This is a genomic window from Streptomyces sp. DSM 40750 (assembly GCF_024612035.1).
GTDB lineage: Bacteria > Actinomycetota > Actinomycetes > Streptomycetales > Streptomycetaceae > Streptomyces.
Window position 1 is genome coordinate 7,147,143 of sequence record NZ_CP102513.1, and the last position, 18,026, is coordinate 7,165,168.

The 18,026-nt window shown below is 71.3% G+C and carries 16 protein-coding genes and 1 riboswitch; of the genes, 10 read left to right on the forward strand and 6 right to left on the reverse strand.

The features are described 5' to 3' along the window. Positions 1–19 precede the first annotated feature (19 nt). Both JIX55_RS31925 and JIX55_RS31930 read left to right on the forward strand, forming a co-directional pair. Positions 20–1,204: a glutathionylspermidine synthase family protein gene (locus JIX55_RS31925; protein ID WP_257566685.1), complete on the forward strand. Its 1,185-nt coding sequence runs from the start codon at positions 20–22 to the stop codon at positions 1,202–1,204. Between the two features lie 82 nt (positions 1,205–1,286). Then, positions 1,287–1,375, forward strand: a riboswitch (ZMP/ZTP riboswitch). 31 nt (positions 1,376–1,406) lie between these two features. After that, positions 1,407–2,855, forward strand: coding sequence for a glycine hydroxymethyltransferase (locus JIX55_RS31930; protein ID WP_257566686.1), 1,449 nt, complete (start codon positions 1,407–1,409; stop codon positions 2,853–2,855). Between the two features lie 186 nt (positions 2,856–3,041). On the opposite strand, the gene JIX55_RS31935 is transcribed toward JIX55_RS31930, so the two are convergent. The 3 genes from JIX55_RS31935 to JIX55_RS31945 form a co-directional block, all read right to left on the reverse strand. Beyond that, on the reverse strand, positions 3,042–3,494 hold the full coding sequence (locus tag JIX55_RS31935; RefSeq protein WP_257566687.1) for a hypothetical protein: 453 nt from the start codon (positions 3,492–3,494) through the stop codon (positions 3,042–3,044). A gap of 504 nt (positions 3,495–3,998) precedes the next feature. Further along, on the reverse strand, positions 3,999–4,784 hold the full coding sequence (locus tag JIX55_RS31940) for a hypothetical protein (protein WP_257569546.1): 786 nt from the start codon (positions 4,782–4,784) through the stop codon (positions 3,999–4,001). Between the two features lie 94 nt (positions 4,785–4,878). Next, positions 4,879–5,499, reverse strand: coding sequence for an RNA polymerase sigma factor (locus JIX55_RS31945; RefSeq protein WP_257566688.1), 621 nt, complete (start codon positions 5,497–5,499; stop codon positions 4,879–4,881). 100 nt (positions 5,500–5,599) lie between these two features. On the opposite strand from JIX55_RS31945, the gene trpS reads away from it, so the two are divergent. The 3 genes from trpS to JIX55_RS31960 all read left to right on the forward strand — a co-directional run bounded on the left by trpS (position 5,600) and on the right by JIX55_RS31960 (position 8,641). Next, the gene (gene trpS / locus JIX55_RS31950; protein ID WP_257566689.1) at positions 5,600–6,613 is read left to right on the forward strand and encodes a tryptophan--tRNA ligase; all 1,014 of its coding nucleotides are present in this window, start codon (positions 5,600–5,602) and stop codon (positions 6,611–6,613) included. A 181-nt stretch (positions 6,614–6,794) separates the two neighbouring features. Next, positions 6,795–7,376 (forward strand): 2'-5' RNA ligase family protein, encoded by a 582-nt coding sequence (locus JIX55_RS31955; RefSeq protein ID WP_257566690.1) that lies wholly within the window; start codon positions 6,795–6,797, stop codon positions 7,374–7,376. Positions 7,377–7,420: 44 nt separating this feature from the next. Beyond that, the gene (locus tag JIX55_RS31960) at positions 7,421–8,641 is read left to right on the forward strand and encodes a hypothetical protein (protein WP_257566691.1); all 1,221 of its coding nucleotides are present in this window, start codon (positions 7,421–7,423) and stop codon (positions 8,639–8,641) included. Between the two features lie 10 nt (positions 8,642–8,651). On the opposite strand, the gene JIX55_RS31965 is transcribed toward JIX55_RS31960, so the two are convergent. Together JIX55_RS31965 and JIX55_RS31970 are read right to left on the reverse strand one after the other, a co-directional pair. Beyond that, a complete protein-coding gene (locus JIX55_RS31965) occupies positions 8,652–9,407 on the reverse strand; it encodes a decaprenylphospho-beta-D-erythro-pentofuranosid-2-ulose 2-reductase (RefSeq protein ID WP_257566692.1) in 756 nt (251 codons plus the stop codon). Between the two features lie 94 nt (positions 9,408–9,501). Then, on the reverse strand, positions 9,502–10,944 hold the full coding sequence (locus JIX55_RS31970) for an FAD-binding oxidoreductase (protein WP_257566693.1): 1,443 nt from the start codon (positions 10,942–10,944) through the stop codon (positions 9,502–9,504). A gap of 143 nt (positions 10,945–11,087) precedes the next feature. Here JIX55_RS31970 and JIX55_RS31975 point away from each other — a divergent pair, with 143 nt between their 5' ends. Both JIX55_RS31975 and JIX55_RS31985 read left to right on the forward strand, forming a co-directional pair. After that, positions 11,088–11,630, forward strand: a complete 543-nt coding sequence (locus JIX55_RS31975) for a phosphatase PAP2 family protein (protein WP_257566694.1) — start codon at positions 11,088–11,090, stop codon at positions 11,628–11,630. 571 nt (positions 11,631–12,201) lie between these two features. Beyond that, positions 12,202–13,092, forward strand: coding sequence for a YihY/virulence factor BrkB family protein (locus JIX55_RS31985; protein ID WP_257566695.1), 891 nt, complete (start codon positions 12,202–12,204; stop codon positions 13,090–13,092). Between the two features lie 108 nt (positions 13,093–13,200). On the opposite strand, the gene JIX55_RS31990 is transcribed toward JIX55_RS31985, so the two are convergent. Beyond that, positions 13,201–14,496, reverse strand: a complete 1,296-nt coding sequence (locus JIX55_RS31990) for a D-alanyl-D-alanine carboxypeptidase family protein (protein WP_331607722.1) — start codon at positions 14,494–14,496, stop codon at positions 13,201–13,203. A gap of 127 nt (positions 14,497–14,623) precedes the next feature. Here JIX55_RS31990 and JIX55_RS31995 point away from each other — a divergent pair, with 127 nt between their 5' ends. From JIX55_RS31995 to JIX55_RS32005, 3 genes are all read left to right on the forward strand, one after another. Next, positions 14,624–14,866, forward strand: a complete 243-nt coding sequence (locus JIX55_RS31995) for an SCO4848 family membrane protein (protein WP_257566697.1) — start codon at positions 14,624–14,626, stop codon at positions 14,864–14,866. 16 nt (positions 14,867–14,882) lie between these two features. Beyond that, positions 14,883–16,235, forward strand: a complete 1,353-nt coding sequence (locus JIX55_RS32000; protein WP_257569547.1) for a metallophosphoesterase — start codon at positions 14,883–14,885, stop codon at positions 16,233–16,235. Positions 16,236–16,422: 187 nt separating this feature from the next. Then, positions 16,423–17,976, forward strand: a complete 1,554-nt coding sequence (locus tag JIX55_RS32005; protein ID WP_257566698.1) for an ABC transporter substrate-binding protein — start codon at positions 16,423–16,425, stop codon at positions 17,974–17,976. Positions 17,977–18,026: the final 50 nt, after the last annotated feature.

The window sequence follows — 18,026 nt, forward strand, 5'->3', positions numbered from 1 at the left end:
CGGCGGACGAGGCAGAGCCATGGAACGCCGCACCATCGAACCCCGGCCGGGCTGGCAGGAGACCGTCGAGGAACAGGGGCTCATCTACCCGCTGACCCGCCACCCGGACGGTTCCCTGCGCCCGTACTGGGACGAGAGCGCCTACTACGTCTTCTCCCTCCCCGAGGTCGAGGCGCTGGAGGAGGTCGTCGAGGAGCTGCACGGCATGTGCCTGGCCGCGGCCGCGCACATCGTCGAGCAGGACCGCTTCGCCGACCTCGGCATCACCGACCCACGCCTCGTCGAACTCGTCACCGAGGCCTGGTACCGACGCGCCGAACTGCCCTCCGTCTACGGCCGTTTCGACCTTCGCTACGACGGGGCCGGCCCCGCCAAGCTGCTGGAGTACAACGCCGACACCCCGACCTCGCTCGTCGAGGCGGCCGGCCCCCAGTGGTTCTGGATGGAGGAACGCTTCCCGGGCGCCGACCAGTGGAACTCCCTCCACGAACGCCTCGTCGACACCTGGAAGAAGCAGTCCCCCCTCCTCCCGCCGGGCAGTCCTCTCTACTTCGCGCACTCCGCCGGCGACGAGCTCGGCGAGGACCTGATGACGGTCGCCTATCTGAAGGAGACCGCCGAACAGGCCGGCCTCGACACCGACTGGATCTCCATGGAGGACATCGGCTGGGACCGCCTCTCCGAGCGCTTCGTCGACAAGAAGCTCCGCTTCATCCGCAGCATCTTCAAGCTCTATCCCTGGGAGTGGCTCACCACCGACCGCTTCGCCCCGCACGTCCTCGCCACCCTCGACAACGGCGGCGGCACCGGCACCACGATGTGGATCGAGCCCGCCTGGAAGATGCTCCTCAGCAACAAGGCGCTCCTCGCGATCCTCTGGGAGCTCTACCCCGACCACCCCAACCTCCTCCCCGCCTATCTCGACGGCCCCCGCGAACTGGCCACCACCGTCGGCTACGTCGCCAAGCCCCTCCTCGGCCGTGAGGGCGCCGGCGTCACCGTCCACGACCCGGGCGCCGCCCCCGTCATCGCCGAAGAACCCTGCTGCTACCAGGAGTTGGCCCCCCTCCCGACCTTCGACGGCAACCGCGTCGTCCTCGGCGCCTGGGTCGTCGAGAACGAGTCCGCCGGCCTCGGCATCCGCGAGTCCTCGGGCCTGATCACGGACGAGTACGCCCGCTTCCTCCCCCATGTGATCCTCTGACGTCCGCTGTCTCCTCCGCCTCCTCTCGTCGTTCGTATGGTGGACGCCCGGGCTCGGGCGTCCACGGCGCCCGATAGGGTGACCGGTGGGTCGTGACTGGCGCGCTGGGATGGGACGGACCATCGGGGAGCGGCCCGGGAAAGATGAGTGCCGTGCGCCTGGGCCGTACCGTGAACGCTGAACGCAACGTCCGGAGGTCCCCATGTCAGCCGAGCCCCTCTCCCACGAGTCCACCGCCTTCCGTGCCGCCCTCGATGTGATCCGCGCCGTCGAGCCGCGCGTGGCCGATGCCATCGGCCAGGAGGTCTCCGACCAGCGCGAGATGCTCAAGCTGATCGCCTCCGAGAACTACGCCTCCCCGGCCACCCTGCTGGCGATGGGCAACTGGTTCAGCGACAAGTACGCCGAGGGCACCATCGGCCGCCGCTTCTACGCCGGCTGTCGCAACGTCGACACCGTCGAGTCCCTCGCCGCCGAGCACGCCAAGGAACTCTTCGGCGCCCGCCACGCCTACGTCCAGCCGCACTCCGGCATCGACGCCAACCTCGTCGCCTTCTGGTCGGTCCTCGCCCAGCGCGTCGAGGTCCCCGCCCTGGAGAAGGCCGGCGTCCGCCAGGTCAACGACCTCTCCGAGGCCGACTGGGCCGAGCTCCGCCAGGCCTTCGGCAACCAGCGCATGCTCGGCATGTCCCTGGACGCCGGCGGCCACCTCACCCATGGCTTCCGCCCGAACATCTCCGGCAAGATGTTCGACCAGCGCTCCTACGGCACCGACGCCGCCACCGGCCTCATCGACTACGAGGCCCTGCGCATCTCCGCCCGTGAGTTCAAGCCGCTGATCATCGTCGCCGGCTACTCCGCCTACCCCCGTCTCGTGAACTTCCGGATCATGCGCGAGATCGCCGACGAGGTCGGCGCCACGCTCATGGTGGACATGGCACACTTCGCGGGCCTCGTCGCCGGCAAGGTCCTCACCGGCGACTTCGACCCGGTGCCGCACGCCCAGATCGTCACCACGACCACCCACAAGTCGCTGCGCGGCCCGCGCGGCGGCATGGTCCTGTGCGACGACTCCCTCAAGGACCAGGTCGACCGCGGCTGCCCGATGGTCCTCGGCGGCCCCCTCCCGCACGTCATGGCCGCCAAGGCCGTCGCCCTCGCCGAGGCCCGCCGGCCCGCCTTCCAGGACTACGCCCAGCGCATCGTCGACAACTCCCGAGCACTGGCGGAAGGCCTGATGCGCCGGGGTGCGACCCTCGTGACCGGCGGCACCGACAACCACCTCAACCTGATCGATGTCGCCACCTCCTACGGCCTCACCGGCCGCCAGGCCGAGGCCGCGCTGCTCGACTCCGGCATCGTCACCAACCGCAACGCCATCCCGGCCGACCCGAACGGCGCCTGGTACACCTCCGGCATCCGCATCGGTACGCCCGCGCTGACCACGCGTGGACTGGGCACCGCCGAGATGGACGAGGTCGCCGGCCTCATCGACCGCGTCCTCACCACCACCGAGGCCGGCACCACCAAGTCGGGTGCCCCCTCCAAGGCCCAGCACGTCCTCGACCCGAAGGTCGCCGAGGAGATCTCCCACCGAGCCACCGACCTCGTCGCCGGCTTCCCGCTGTACCCGGAGATCGACCTCGGCTGACCCCGCCAGCCCCCGGCCGACGTCACTCCTCAGACGTCGGCCACCGGCTGCCGCGGCCATCAGCGACTGGCCATCAGCCGCCGACGGCCGGTACTCGGGCGACGGCCACCGGCCGCAGGTTCTCGGCCGCCGATCCCACGGGCGGCCCTCGAGCCCGGCTCATCGACCGTCGGCCTCACCCATCGGTCACGCGTCGATCAGTTCCTGACGAGGCCCACGCGGCGGCCCTGACTCGTGTCGGGCCGCCGCTCGGCGGAGCAGCAGCGTGGCGCCGGAACCCAGGAGCAGGCCCAGACCCAAGGCGGGTATCGCCCACCGGGCGCTGTCGGCCAGGTCGGGTGCGCTCGCTGCGGCCTTGTCGCCGACGGTCTTCTGACCGGTGTCGGCCCGGGCCTCGGCGGGTGTCTCCGTCGACGGAAGCTCGCCCTGCGCCGGGTCGCCCGAGGCGTTGCCCAAGACCCCGAGGTCCACGAGCAGCTTCCTGAGCTCCTCCGGCTGCTTCGCCCGGTGCCAGACGCCATTGCCCCGAGCGTCGGCGTCGTCCCCCATGCCCAGCGTCGTGTGGATCCAGACGTTCTGTGTGTCCGGCGCGGCCGTGTACACCCGGTCCACCCGCCAGGGCGTCACGTCATGGGCCATCCACGTCACATTGACCATGTCGCTGATCTGCTCTCCCCATATGGATCTGCTCTCCCCATATGCCCTCCTCTCCCCACTCCGGAGCCTCCTCCCGGCTCCGGTCGAGCTCGGAGCCCGCAGGGGCGAGAAGCTTCCCCAGGCGGCCGTACTCCTCGTGTGTGCCGTACAGCGAAGCCGTCCGCTGGCTGGTCGGTGAGGCCAGCAGCACGCTGGTCGGTCCGCCGGCCGCCGAGGGCCCTGCTCCCAGCAGGAGCAGGGCGAAAGCCGTCATCAACGCGCCCACCATCGCCGTCAGTTGTCGCAGTCCACGCATCCGACACCCCCCGATCGATCCCGGTGCGGCCCTCCCGCACGCGCGGTGTCACTTCTGGTACACCGCTCGAACCGCCGGGGTTCCCACCCCAGCGGGACCGATTTCGAGCCCGGCCGGAAGCACCGGTCATCCGAGGCAGAAGGGCTTCATGCCGCCCCCCGACAGCCCAGCAGAAGGCCGGGAGGCCGGGCCTACTCCAGCGACTCCGCGATCTCCCGCGCCCGTGTCTTCGACGCCACGCCCTCCAGCCGCAGCGTGAACTCGTCGTCGTGCACCCACAGCAGCGTGGGCCCCGCGGTGCGCTCGGAGCGGGTGAATGGGGAGCCGTCCTCGGAGGTCATCCAGAAGCGCAGGAGATGCGGCTCGGGGAACCACAACGCGCTGTACGTGCCCCCGCTCAGCTCGACCCACTCCACCTCCTGCTCGCCCGCCACGCTCTTGCCGTACCCGGGCGCCAGCCGGGCCGCGTACTCGTCGATCCGGACGGTCCGTCCCCGCTCGTCCCAGCAGAGGCTGATCACGAAGCGGTCCTTCGGCGCACGGGTCACGGACACGGCGTCCGGAGTGCCCAGCGCACCCGGCACGAGCGGAGCGAACCCCGCCCGCCGCTCGGCCTCGGCGAGCGAGACCGGGTCCGGGCAGCCCGGCACCCCCGCTCCTGGCGAAGGGGTCGCCGACGGGTCGTACCGCACCTCGACCCCGCCGAAGTGGAACCAGTCGGCCACCGCCGCGCGCACCGGAGGGGTGAGGACGAGGGCCGTGAGCAGCCCGCACAGCGCGGCGGTGAGCACGTGCCAGCGCAGCCGGGCCCACCGGCGCACCGCCCGCAGCCACCCGCCGGGCCCCGTCGGCTCGGCCACCGGGATCGGCACCTGCTCGGCGAGTATCTGCCGCAGGACCCGCTCGACCATGGTCTCGTCCCCGTCGGCCACCGGCCGGTCCAGCGACCGCCCGAGCGCCCGCAACTCCTCGGGCAACCGGACAGCACGACCATCACTCTCCGTGACTTCGCGGCCCTCGTTCGGGTTCCGGTCTCGGTCGCGATTCCGGCCCCTGTTCTCCTCATCAGGCTCACTCACCCTCATCACCCCCTTCCCCCCTTCCCAGGGCTCCCCCCGGCTCGAACTCCGGCAGCAGGCGGCCCAGCTTGCGCAGCGCCCGGCTCAGACGGGACTTCACCGTGCCCCGGGGCCAGCCCAGGGCGGCGGCCGCCTCGGGCTCGTCCATCTCCAGTAGGTAGCGGTATGTGACGACCAGCCGATGCGCCTCGCTCAGCTTCTCCAAGGCGCCCATGAGCGCGACGCGGCGCTCTATCTCCAGCGCGGCGACCGCCGGGTCCGCCGACGGCGGTATCAGCGGCTCGGCCTCGACCAAGGCCGCCTCGCGGTCGGCCAGGGACCGCTGCCGCCCGGCTGTCCGCACTGTGTTCCTCGTCTCATTGGCCACGATCGACAGCAGCCACGGCCGGAACGACGCGCCGTCCCGGAAGCGGCCCAGTGAGCAGTACGCCTTGAAGAAGGCCTGCTGCACCACATCCTCCGCGTCCGCACCGGCGCCGAGCGCCCGGGCCGCCCGCAGCGCGATGCCCGTATGGGCGCGCACCAGCTCCGCGTAGGCCTCCGGCTCCCCGGCGCGTACGCGTGCGATCACCGCGGCCTCATCGACGATGCGGCCCCCCTCCCGCGTTCTCACAAAATTGGTACACCGCCCGAGCCCGATCGGTTCCCACCCGTGTCACATCTGTTTCCGGCCGGTTCCGGAACGGGCCCGGACACCTGAGAGAATGGTGAGCATGGCCTCTGATCGACCCCGCGTGCTCTCCGGCATCCAGCCCACCGCCGGCTCGTTCCACCTCGGCAACTACCTCGGCGCCGTCCGCCAGTGGGTGGCTCTGCAGGAGTCCCACGACGCGTTCTACATGATCGTCGACCTGCACGCGATCACGGTGGCGCAGGACCCGGCTGACCTGCGCGCCAACACCCGGCTCGCCGCTGCCCAGCTGCTCGCCGCCGGTCTCGACCCGGAGCGGTGCACGGTCTTCGTCCAGAGCCATGTCCCCGAGCACGCCCAGCTCGCCTGGATCATGAATTGCCTCACCGGCTTCGGCGAGGCCTCCCGCATGACCCAGTTCAAGGACAAGTCCGCCAAGCAGGACGGCGACCGCGCGAGCGTCGGTCTCTTCACGTACCCGATCCTCCAGGTCGCCGACATCCTGCTGTACCAGGCGGACGAGGTCCCGGTCGGCGAGGACCAGCGCCAGCACATCGAGCTCACCCGTGACCTCGCCGAGCGCTTCAACGGCCGCTTCGGCGAGACCTTCACGATCCCGAAGCCGTACATCCTGAAGGAGACGGGAAAGATCTACGACCTCCAGGACCCGGCGGCCAAGATGAGCAAGTCGGCGTCGACCCCGAAGGGGTTGATCAACCTGCTCGACGACCCGAAGACCACCGCCAAGAAGGTCAAGAGCGCCGTCACCGACACCGACACGGTGATCCGCTTCGACCCCGCGGAGAAGCCGGGTGTCAGCAACCTGCTGGGCATCTACTCGACCCTCACCGGGGTGGGCGTCGCGGAGCTGGAAGAGAGGTACGTCGGCAAGGGCTACGGTGCGCTCAAGACGGACCTCGCCGAGGTCGTGGTCGAGTTCGTGACGCCCTTCCGGGAGCGCACCCAGCAGCATCTGGACGACCCCGAGACGCTGGACTCGATCCTGGCCGAGGGGGCCGAGAAGGCGCGCGCCGTCGCCGCGGAGACGCTCTCCCAGGCGTACGACAAGGTGGGCTTCCTGCCCGCCAAGCACTGAGCCCGCACCACCCGGCCCCGAGCGCCGCTCGCACCACCGTTCGCACCACCGACAGCGCCGCACATCACTCCGGCTGCGCCTGCCCGGAACACCGCCGTGGCCGTACAGTCGATAGCCGGTGCGACGGACCGCGACCGACAAGGACTACGACAACTCGCATGACACGACGACAGGAGACGACGTGGGGACCGTAACGATCGGTGTGTCGATCGCGGTCCCGGAGCCCCATGGCAGCCAGCTCCAGGAGCGGCGCGCGGGCTTCGGCGACGCCGCGGCTCACGGTATCCCCACGCATGTCACGCTGCTGCCGCCGACCGAGGTCGAGGACGTCGAACTGCCGGCGATCGAGGCGCACCTCGTCGAGGTCGCGGCGGCCGGCCGGCCCTTCCCGATGCGGCTGTCCGGCACGGGAACCTTCCGCCCGCTGTCGCCCGTCGTGTTCGTGCAGGTCGTCGAGGGGGCCGAGGCCTGTACCTGGCTGCAGAAGCAGGTCCGTGACGCCTCGGGTCCGGTGGCCCGCGAGCTGAACTTCCCGTACCACCCGCATGTCACGGTGGCGCACGGCATCGCCGAGGAGGCGATGGACCGGGCGTTCGAGGCGCTCGCCGACTACGAGGCCCGCTGGCCCTGCACCGGCTTCGCGCTCTATGAGCAGGGCGCCGACGGGGTCTGGCGCAAGCTGCGCGAGTTCACGTTCGGCGGGACCGTCGTTCCGCCGCAGGCGGGGGCGCCGGTGGGGGACACGACGCTTCCGGCGCACTGACACGGACCGTTGCGCGGGGCGAGGTACGAGGGAGGCGCGTGCGTATGCGCAGGAACGTGGTGGCGCTGCTCGCCTCGCTCACCCTCACCCTCGCCGTGGCCGGGTGCGGGGCGCAGGGCGGTGCGCCGGGGCGCGTGGAGGAGTCCGGGAAGGCGTCCGGAGGATCGTCCGGCGGCTCCGCGAAGAAGGACAAGTCCTGGTCGTACGACCGGATTCTCGACGGGTCCGCGACCCTGGGGGACCTGGCCGTGGTCGCCGGGGACGACATCTGGGCGTACGGGAGCCGGGAGGATTCGGGCGGGTCGCGGGAGCAGTTCCTCCTGCGCCACGACGGCTCGGACTGGCGGGAGCAGCCCTTTCCGGACGGCATGGGCACGGACGTGATGGAGGTCCGGCTGGACGCGGTCGGGTCCGGTGGGGTCTGGATGACCGCGTCCGTCGGTTACGGCAGTCAGGAGCAGACGCGGATCGTTCGCTGGGACGGCACGTCCTGGTCCGCGCTGGAGTCGGTGCCGAGAGGGCGGCTCGTCGATCTCAAGGCGTTCGGTCCGGACGACGTCTGGGTCCTCGTCGGCCGGGACCAGGCCCAGCACTGGGACGGCAGCCGGTGGACCGCCATGACCCTGCCCGCCGGCGGCCTCGCCTCCCTCGACGGCATGGCGACGGACGACCTGTGGGCCGTGGGGTCTCGGGACGCCGACGCGGCGGCCGGCGTCGGCGAGACCGAGCTGACCCAGCCCGTGGCCGTGCACTGGGACGGGCGGGCGTGGGAGCGCACCGAGACCCCCGAGTACCACTTCCCGGAGCCGGTGCCGCCGGAGCCCGGCGCCTCGCTCGGCCTCGTCGTGGCGCTCGCGGCGGATGACGTACGCGCGTACGGGTCGCATTCCTTCAACCACGGGGAGGTCGAGGACGAGCCCGACGACGAGGCGGTACGTATCCGCTGGGACGGGGAGCGTTGGGTGGACCAGGCGGCGGCCGCGGGGGAGTGCGCCGAGCGGGTGCCGGTGTTGGGGGACGGGACCGAGGGGCTTTTCCTGGAAGGGAATTGGTATCTCGCCGCGGACGGTACGTGCGTCAAGATCACGCGGTCTCGGCTGCCGAACGAGGGCGGGGTTCGGAAGGACTCCCAGCAGTCGCTCTGGTTGGACGAGTTGGCGCGGCTGCCGGGGAGCGACCGGGTGATCGGGGTGGGGCACGTTCAGGTCAACCAGAGCGGCAATCCGATGAGCAAGGCGGTCGTGGTGTCGCTCCGGGAGGGGTGACCGGGCGTCCCTACAGCGGCAGGCGGCGGAACACCGCCCTCGGTACGTGCCGCAGCGCCGCCATCACCAGGCGCAGCGACCCCGGGACCCACACCGTCTCCGAGCGTCGTCGCAACCCCAGTTCGATGGCGGTGGCCACCGCCTCCGGGGTCGTCGCGAGGGGGGACTCCGGCAGGCCCGCGGTCATGCTGGTGCGGACGAAGCCGGGGCGTACGAGCATGACGTGGGCGCCGGTGCCGTGGAGGGCGTCGCCGAGGCCCTGGGTGAAGGTGTCGAGGCCGGCCTTGCTGGAGCCGTAGATGAAGTTGGAGCGGCGGGCGCGCTCGGCGGCGACGGAGGACAGGACGACGAGCGAGCCGTGGCCCTGTGCCTGGAGGGCTCGCGCACAGACCAGGGCGGACGAGACGGCGCCCGTGTAGTTGGTCTGGGCGACGCGGGCGGCGGCCGCCGGGTCGCGTTCGTCGTTCGCCTGGTCGCCGAGTACGCCGAAGGCGAGGAGGACCATGTCGATGTCGCCCTCGGCGAAGACCTTGCCGAGGATCGCCTCGTGGGACTCGGAGTCGATCGCGTCGAAGGAGATGGTGTGGGTCTCGGCGCCGAGGCCGCGCAGATGGACGGCCGCGTTCTCCAGGGCGGGCGACGGGCGTCCCGCCAGCCACACCGTGCGGGTGCGGCGGGCGATCAGACGGCGCGCGGTGGCGAGCGCGATGTCCGACGTACCGCCGAGGATCAGCAGGGACTGGGGGGTGCCGAAGGCGTCCTTCATGACAGCTCCTGGGTGGGGGACAGGGGTTTTCCGGGGGTCTTCCGCCGTTCGGCCGCCGGTCCTCCGCGGCCTGCGGAGGCCGAAGCGCGGGTCCTCACAGGCCCAGGCGGCGGGCCAGATCCGACACGAAGACCCCGCGAGGGTCCAACTCCCGGCGCAGTGCGCGGAATTCGGGCAGTCGGGGGTACATCACGGCCAGCAGTTCGGGGCGCAGACGGGCGTCCTTCGCCAGGTAGACGCGCCCGGCGGCCGCCGCGACCTCCCCGTCGAGCCCGTCCAGGAAGGCGCCGAGGCCGGGCAGGCTCGCCGGGATGTCCAGGGCGAGGGTCCAGCCGGGCAGCGGGAAGGACAACCAGCCGGGGTCGCCCTCGCCGAATCGCTTGAGGACGGCGAGGAAGGAGGGGCAGCGGCGCGCCGAGATCCGGCCCACGATCCGGCGCAGGGCCTCTTCGTGGCCGTACCCGACGACGAACTGGTACTGGACGAAGCCGGACCGGCCGTAGATCCGGTTCCAGTGCGGGACCCCGTCCAGGAGGTGGAAGAACGTGGAGATCCGTTGCAGTTCGTCGGCGCGGGCGTCGGGTGCCCGGCGGTACCAGAACTCGTTGAAGAGGCTCGCGGTCGTACGGCCGAGGAGGCCCTCGGGGACGAAGGCGGGGGCGGCCGGGAGGCGGGACGTCCGGAATTCCAACGGACTGCTGAGCGCGTCCCTGCGTGAAAACCGCCCTCCACGCGCGCGCGTGGACGACGGTTTCGGCCGCTCCAGCGCTTCCAGGGGAGCGTGTTCGCCGCGTGTCAGGACCGCGCGGCCCGTCGACGCGCCCCTGGCGAGCAGGTCGATCCAGGCGACGGAATAGCGGTAGTAGCGGTCCGTCGCCGTGAGGCGGGTGAGGAGGTCGTCGAGGTCGCGGGCGCGTTCGGTGTCGACGGACATCCACGACGTCTCGACGGGGAGGAGCCGTACGGTCGCGGTGAGGATGACGCCGGTCAGGCCCATGCCGCCGGCCGTGGCGTCGAAGAGCGGGGTGCCGGGGACGACCGTGCGGATCTCACCGTCCGCCGTCAGGAGTTCGAGGGACAGGACGTGGCGGGCGAACGACCCGGAGACGTGGTGGTTCGTGCCGTGGATGTCGGCCGCGATGGCGCCGCCGACGGTCACCTGGCGGGTTCCCGGGGTCACCGGGACGAACCAGCCGAGGGGGAGCAGGACCTCCATCAGCCGGTGCAGGGAGACGCCCGCGTCGCAGAGGACGGTGCCGCCGTCCGCGTCGATGGCGTGGACACGGTCGAGGCCCGTCATGTCGAGGACGGCTCCGCCCGCGTTCTGCGCCGCGTCCCCGTACGCCCGCCCCAGCCCCCGGGCGATCCCGCCGCGTGCCCCGCACGCCCGTACGGCGGCCGCGGCCTCCTCGTACGTGCGCGGGCGGATCAGCCGGGCGGCGGTCGGGGCGGTGCGGCCCCAGCCGGTGACGGGGGTGGTGCGGTCGGGGGAGAGGTGCGAGGGGGCCGGGGCGGCTGCGGCGGCGTCGGCTGGCATGCTCGCGACCGTATCGCCGTGTAGGGGGATGAAACGGACGTGTCGGCGCGGCCGCTCTGCCGCCTCACCGAAATGGGTGATTAATGGGATGTCGTTCAAGATTGCCGTAATTCTTGGTTGGCCGCCCAGGAGAGTGGCCTCGCATGGATGAAGTTGACGTCGTCGACGGTGTGCGCGGCCTGGACCGGCGGCTGCTCTCCGCGCTCCACGCCCGTGGCGCCGACCCGCGCGTCGCGACCGCCGCGCGCGGACTGTCCTGGGTGGGGGAGCACGGCACGCTCTGGCTCGCGGCCGCTCTCGCGGCTGCCGCCGTCGACCGGGGGCGGCGCGGTGTCTGGCTGCGTGGCACGGCGCTGACGGCCGCCGCGCACCTGACCAGCACGGGCGTCAAGAGGGTCGTACGACGGCCGCGCCCCGCGCATGTCGAGCCCCTCGTCCGCACCGCCGGACGGCACTCCTTCCCGAGCTCGCATGCCAGTTCGGCGACAGCGGCGGTGGCTGTCCTGGCGTACGGAGCCCCGGGAACCCCGCTCGTGCTCCGCGCCGCCGCTCCGCTCGCCGTCGCGATGTGCCTCTCCCGGCTGGTGGTCGGCGTGCACTACCCGTCGGACGTGGCGGCGGGTGTGGCCCTCGGGGCGCTCACGGCGCGGCTGGGCGCCCGCTGGGTGGTGAGTGGCCATGGCTGAGCGCACGGGGTCCTGGAACGGCGGACGGCCCCCGGCCGGGCGCCCCCGAAGGAGCGGCCTCGCCGGCGGCCTCCTCCGCACCGCCCGCCCCCGCCAATGGACCAGGAACACCCTCGTCGCCGCCCCCGCGGCCGCCGGGAACTCTTCACTCCCCGCGCGCTCACCCAACTCCCGCTCGCCTTCGTGCTCTTCACGGCCTGCGTCGCCGCCGTGTACCCCAGCCGACCGCGTACCTCGGCCTCCACCTCGCTGTCGGCCGCACGCACGTATTGTCGCGGCCAAGTGGTACGCGCAGGCCGTGCAGATGGCCGACCGGGCCGGGGCGACACGGGCGCTGCTCACCGAGTACACGGCCGGACATCCGTGCCTCGTCCGGCAGTTGGCCGCCGGTCGCCGTACCGGGCCACTGCCTCCGGGCCCTGGAGGAGGGCGGCGTACCGAGCCCGAGCGGGCTGGCATGGCGTCAACTCTCCACCTCCGGAGGAGGGCAGTGACAACCAGGCGATGGATCTCGGGACCGGGGTACGCGTGGTCGGCATCGGCCGGCCGTAACTAGGGCAGAGTTCGGATCATGGACTGGCTGAAAAAGCTCCCCGGGGTCGGTCCCCTGGTGGAGCGCCTGATGACCACGCACGCGTGGCGGTCGTACGAACGGCTGGAGCGGGTGACGTGGACGCGGCTGGCCGCGGCGATGACCTTCATCAGCTTCCTGGCGCTGTTCCCGCTGCTGACCTTGGCCGCCGTCATCGCCGCGGCGACCCTGAGCGAGGGCCGGCAGAAGGATCTGGAGGACAGGCTCGCCGAACAGGTGCCCGGCATCTCCGACCAGCTCGACATCGCCGGCCTCGTCGACAACGCCGGCACGATCGGGATCATCGCCGGCGCGCTGCTGCTCTTCACCGGTATCGGCTGGGTCGGCGAGATGCGCGGCTGTCTGCGCGCGGTCTGGGAGAAGCCGGAGTCCGACGAGAACCCCGTGCTCGCCAAGGCCAAGGACGCGGGTGTTCTGGTCGGCTTCGGCGGCGCGGTCGTGGTCACTCTCGCCGCCTCCACCGTGGCCTCGTCGATGGTCGGCTGGATCGCCGACCAGCTGGGCGTCGACCGCGACGGATGGGGCGGCATCCTGCTCCGGATCGCCGCTTTCGCCATCGCCGTACTGGCCGACTTCCTGCTCCTCCTGTACGTCCTCACCCTGCTCCCCGGGGTCCAGCCATCCCGCCGCCGCCTGGTCGTGGCCGCCCTCATAGGAGCCATCGGCTTCGAACTCCTGAAGCTTCTGCTCAGCGGCTACATGCAGGGCGTCGCCTCCAAGAGCATGTACGGCGCCTTCGGAGTCCCCATCGCCCTGCTCCTCTGGATCAATCTCACCGCCAAGCTGCTCCTGTACTGCGCGGCATGGACGGCAGAGGGAAGCAAGGAGGAGAGCGTCAGGGAAACGCCGGATGAGGACAGCGCCCCTTGAGGGACGCGGGCCTGTATCGACATGCGGCTCCACCCCGTGGGCGCGACCAGCCACGAACAACCCGCGGACCGTATCCCACAGCAATCAGGCGGACGCCCCCCGACCGGCCTACTTCCGTCGCCGCAGCGGCCACTTCCGATTGACCAGGAACACCCCGCCCGCAAGCAGCACCAGCACACCCCCGATGATCCCCAGCGCGACGCCGATCCCACTCGACCCGCCGGAAGCCACCGCGGAGGCCACCGACTTGCCCCCCGCCCCGCCGGAGGCGGACGGAGACGCCGTGGCCCCCGGCTGCGCACTGGGCTCCGCGTCCCCAGCGGAGGTGTCCGCGCCCTTCGGCGGCACCAGCTCCCCCACGGGCTCGACCTTGCCCGCCGCCTTGAACCCCCAGTCAAGGAGGCTCGCGGTCTCCTTGTAGACCTGGTTGTTCTCGTCCTTCTCCGGATGCATGACGGTGACCAGGAGGACCCGGCCGTCCCGCTCGGCCACCCCGGTGAACGTCGCGCCCGCGTTCGTGGTGTTGCCGTTCTTCACACCCGCGATGCCCTGGTAGGAGTCGAGGCCACCTGTGCCGGTGAGCAGCCGGTTGGTGTTCTGGATCTCGAAGGACGGCCGGCTCTTCTTGCCGTTCTTGCCCTTCTTGGTCGCGCCCGGGAACTTCGCGCGGACGGTGGAGCAGTACTCCCGGAAGTCCTTCTTCTGCAGCCCCGACCGGGCGATCAGGGTCAGGTCGTACGCCGACGACACCTGCCCCCTGGCGTCGTAGCCGTCCGGGCTGACCGCGTGGGTGTCGAGGGCCTGGAGCTCCTCGGCGTGCGCGTTCATGTCGGCGACGGTCTGCTTCACCCCGCCGTTCATGGCGGACAGGACGTGCACCGCGTCGTTGCCGGAGCGAAGGAAGACACCGAGCCAGAGGTCGTGGACGGTGTACGTCTCGTTCTCCTTTATGCCGACCATGCTGGAGCCCGCGCCGACACCCGCCAGGTCGGAGGCGACGACCTTGTACTCCTCGTTCCTGTTGAACTTCGGCAGCAGCGTGTCCGCGAACAGCATCTTCAGCGTGCTCGCCGGGGCCAGCCGCCAGTGCGCGTTGTGTGCGGCCAGCACGTCACCCGACTGGGCGTCCGCGACGATCCACGAGCGGGCGCTGATGTCCTTGGGCAGCACGGGCGCGTTGCTGCCCAGGCCGGCCTGCGTGCCCGGCCTGCCCAGCAGTTCGCCGCCGACGGTCGACATGGCCGCCGGGGGAGTCGCGGACGGCGAGGCGCTCGAACTCGGTGACGGCGTCGCCGCGAAGGCCGGGGCGGCAGTCAGCGTCGTCAGTGACGTCAGCGAGAGGGACAACAGGGTGGCTGAGGTGACCAGCAGGGGGCGCCTGGCGGTCTTCTTGGAGGCGGGCACGATCGAGAAAGTACATGGCGCCGACCGGTAAATCCCACCAAGGCCCCCGGCGGTGCCCTCGAACCTGCTCACGCCCCCGCTCGCACCCCGGCGCGAGAGCCGTACCGTCGGCGGCGATACTGAACGCATGAAGCTCAGCCGCCCCCTCTCCTGGTTCCTGCTCGCCTTCGGGGTGTGGAGCTGGGTCATTTGGGTCACTTTCATTAAAAATCTATGGAAGGACGGCAGCGGGCTCGCGTTCGACGACGCGGGCGATCCGACGGCGTACTTCTGGGTGCATCTGACGCTCGCCGTCGTCTCCTTTGCTCTGGGGACGGCCATCGGAGTCATCGGGTTGCGTGGAGTGCGCGCCCTTCGCCGGACCGCGTGACCGGGAGTACCACGTGATGATCATCGTCTTCGTCCTTGTAGCCCTGCTGGTGCTGAGCGCCTTGGGGGCCATGCACTGGTACGCCTGGCGCCGCCTGGTGCGCGACACGACCCGCGGGCCGGGCCTCGCCAGACGCGTGGGCACGGTGGTGTTCATCGCCGGGCCGGTGCTGATGGTCGCCGGCTTCGCCGCCGAGCGCGGCGGCGCCCCCTTCTGGCTGCAGCGGACGCTGACATGGCCGGGCTTCATGTGGCTCGCTCTCTCGCTGTACCTGCTGCTGTACCTGCTGGCGGGGGAGGTCGTACGACCTCTCGTACGCCGTCTGGTGGCGCGGCGCGCCCCGGCGCCCACACGGCAGCCGGAGCCGGAGCCGGTGGTACGCGAGCCCGAGCCGGTCCCGGCGGGCGCGCAGCTCACCGAGGCCGCCGAGTCCGCGACCACCTCGCCCGCGACCACCGAGTCGGCTCCCGCCGAGCCCGGGCAGCCGGTACCGCCCACGGCGACGGAGCCCCCGGCCCCGACCACTCCGGAGCCCCCGACCGACTTCTCCCGCCGCCTCTTCGTCTCCCGCGTCCTCGGTGGCGCCGTCGCCGCCGCGGCGGTCGGGACCGTCGGCTACGGCACGTACGGCGTCGTACGGGGCCCCAAGCTCAAGCGGGTCACCGTGCCGCTGGCGAAGCTGCCGCGCGCGGCGCACGGATTCCGGATCGCGGTGGTCAGCGACATCCACCTCTCGCCGATGCTGGGCCGGGGCTTCGCGCAGAAGGTCGTCGACACGATCAACTCGACACAGCCCGACCTGATCGCGGTGGTCGGGGACCTCGTGGACGGCGATGTGGAGGACCTCGGTCCGGCGGCGGCGCCGCTCGCCGGGCTGAAGGCGCGGCACGGCAGCTACTTCGTCACCGGTAACCACGAGTACATCTCCGGGGCCGAACAGTGGGTCGAGGAGGTACGGCGGCTGGGCCTGACCCCGCTGGAGAACGACCGCCGCGAGCTGCCGTATCTCGATCTCGCCGGTGTGAACGACATCGCGGGTGAGGACGAGGGCCAGGGCCCCGACTTCGCCAGGGCGCTCGGCGACCGGGACACCTCGCGGGCCGTGGTGCTCCTGGCCCATCAGCCCGTCCAGATCCACGACGCCGTCGACCACGGCGTAGACCTCCAGCTCTCCGGGCACACCCACGGCGGCCAGATGTGGCCGATGACCTACGTCGCCGACGCCGCCAACCCCACCCTCGCGGGCCTGGAACGCTACGGCGACACCCAGCTCTTCGTCAGCCGCGGCGCGGGCGCCTGGGGGCCGCCGGTGCGGGTGGGGGCGCCGTCGGACATCACCGTGGTGGAGCTGGCGTCGAAGCAGGCGTGAGGGTTCGTCGGATTTGGGTGACGGTCCGTCAAGTAGCCCTGCACGGCGCCTAGTAGCGCCCCGATGAGTTCTTTATTAACTAAACAAAATCCCTCTTCCCCCAACACAAACCCCTGTGGTTAGGTGATCCGCGCCACCGCGCAACCACCGTGCGTCGTGGACCGGTGGGGGTCTTGGGAGGGGCGCCGTGCGGTCGGTTCGCTTGCGGATACTCGCGTCGTTGCTGGTGCTGGCGATCGCGGCGGTCGGCGGCTGGCAGTTGATGCCGGCTCAGCGGGACGAGAACAGGACGATCACCGTCGGGACGACCGACACGGTCACCTCGCTCGACCCGGCGGGGGCGTACGACGCCGGGTCCTGGGCCCTGTTCAGCAGTGTGTTCCAGTCGCTGCTGACCTTCGAGCCGGGCGTCGCCGCACCCGTCCCGGACGCGGCGCGCAGCTGCGGGTTCGTCGGCAACGCGCTCATCGTCTACCGCTGCACCCTGCGCCAGGGCCTGAAGTTCCCCAGCGGGCGCGAGGTCACCGGGAGGGACGTGAAGTACTCGTTCGACCGGGTCAGACGCATCAACTCGGACGTCGGCCCCGCCGCGCTGCTGGACACCCTCCAGTCGGTGAGCGCGAGCGGGCTGTCCGTCAGCTTCCGGCTCTCCTCGCCGGACGCCACCTTCCCGTTCAAGGTGGCCACCGGCGCCGGGGCGATCGTCGACCGCACGAAGTACCCGACGAACCGGCTGCGCGCCGACGGCGGCGCCGACGGCACCGGGCCGTACGTCCTGACCTCGTACACGGACCAGCAGGCCCGCCTCACGCCCAACGACGGCTACCAGGGCGTCGCCCAGGACATGGGCAGTCCCGTCCTCATGCGCTACTACAAGGACTCGGCGGCGCTGCAGCAGGCGTGGCAGGCGCGGCAGGTCGATGTCGCCACCCGCTCGCTGCCACCCGAGACGCTCGCCGGGCTCTCGCTCAGCGACCCGGACCAGCGGGTCACGGAGGCCGACAGCACCGAGACCCGCAACCTGGTCCTCAACGTGCGGGCGAACTCGCCCTTCCAGGACCGCCGGGTCAGACAGGCGCTGGCCGCGCTGATCAACCGGGAGAAGCTGGTCGCCGAGGTCTACCAGGGCACCACCGACCCGCTGTACTCGCTGATCCCGACCGGTATCACCGGCCACACCACCTCGTTCTTCGACGCGTACCCCAAGCCCGACCCGCTGCGGGCCCGTGAACTCCTCGACGAGGCCGGTGTGAGCATGCCCGTGCGCTTCACCTTCGGCTACGCCGAGGGCCGGGGCTCGTCCGCCGCCGAGGCCGCCGAGCTGAAGCAACAGCTGGAGGCGAGCGGGCTGTTCTATGTGACGACCACGGCGCACGAGTGGACCGACTTCCAACGGCGTTACGCCGACGGCAAGCTGGACGCGTACGGCGTCGGCTGGGGCGCCGACTACCCCGACCCCGACACCTTCAGCGGGCCCCTCGTCGGCACCGGCGGCGCCCTGAACAACGGCTACAGCAGCGAGCGGGCCGACGGGCTCATCCAGGACAGCCGGCGTTACGCGGACCGCAGCCGGGCCGCGGCGGACTTCAAGGAGCTGCAGGAGGTCGTGGCCCGGGACGTTCCGCTGATTCCCCTGTGGCAGCGCAACGAGTATGTGCTCAGCAGCGAGGAGGTCGGCGGGGCGCAGTATCTGTCCGACGGGACGGGTGTCTTCCGGCTGTGGCAGCTGGAATGGATATGACAGACGCCGCGTGACAGCTGACGCGAACTCGCGGGGCGGATGTTCGCGGG

Coding starts and splice junctions, on each gene's coding strand:
- JIX55_RS31960 (WP_257566691.1), top strand. CDS start 7,421: ATGCGCAGGAACGTGGTGGCGCTGCTCGCCTCGCTCACCCTCACCCTC.
- JIX55_RS31925 (WP_257566685.1), top strand. CDS start 20: ATGGAACGCCGCACCATCGAACCCCGGCCGGGCTGGCAGGAGACCGTC.
- JIX55_RS31985 (WP_257566695.1), top strand. CDS start 12,202: ATGGACTGGCTGAAAAAGCTCCCCGGGGTCGGTCCCCTGGTGGAGCGC.
- JIX55_RS32000 (WP_257569547.1), top strand. CDS start 14,883: ATGATCATCGTCTTCGTCCTTGTAGCCCTGCTGGTGCTGAGCGCCTTG.
- trpS (WP_257566689.1), top strand. CDS start 5,600: ATGGCCTCTGATCGACCCCGCGTGCTCTCCGGCATCCAGCCCACCGCC.
- JIX55_RS31975 (WP_257566694.1), top strand. CDS start 11,088: ATGGATGAAGTTGACGTCGTCGACGGTGTGCGCGGCCTGGACCGGCGG.
- JIX55_RS31935 (WP_257566687.1), bottom strand. CDS start 3,494: ATGGCCCATGACGTGACGCCCTGGCGGGTGGACCGGGTGTACACGGCC.
- JIX55_RS31970 (WP_257566693.1), bottom strand. CDS start 10,944: ATGCCAGCCGACGCCGCCGCAGCCGCCCCGGCCCCCTCGCACCTCTCC.
- JIX55_RS31930 (WP_257566686.1), top strand. CDS start 1,407: ATGTCAGCCGAGCCCCTCTCCCACGAGTCCACCGCCTTCCGTGCCGCC.
- JIX55_RS31965 (WP_257566692.1), bottom strand. CDS start 9,407: ATGAAGGACGCCTTCGGCACCCCCCAGTCCCTGCTGATCCTCGGCGGT.
- JIX55_RS31995 (WP_257566697.1), top strand. CDS start 14,624: ATGAAGCTCAGCCGCCCCCTCTCCTGGTTCCTGCTCGCCTTCGGGGTG.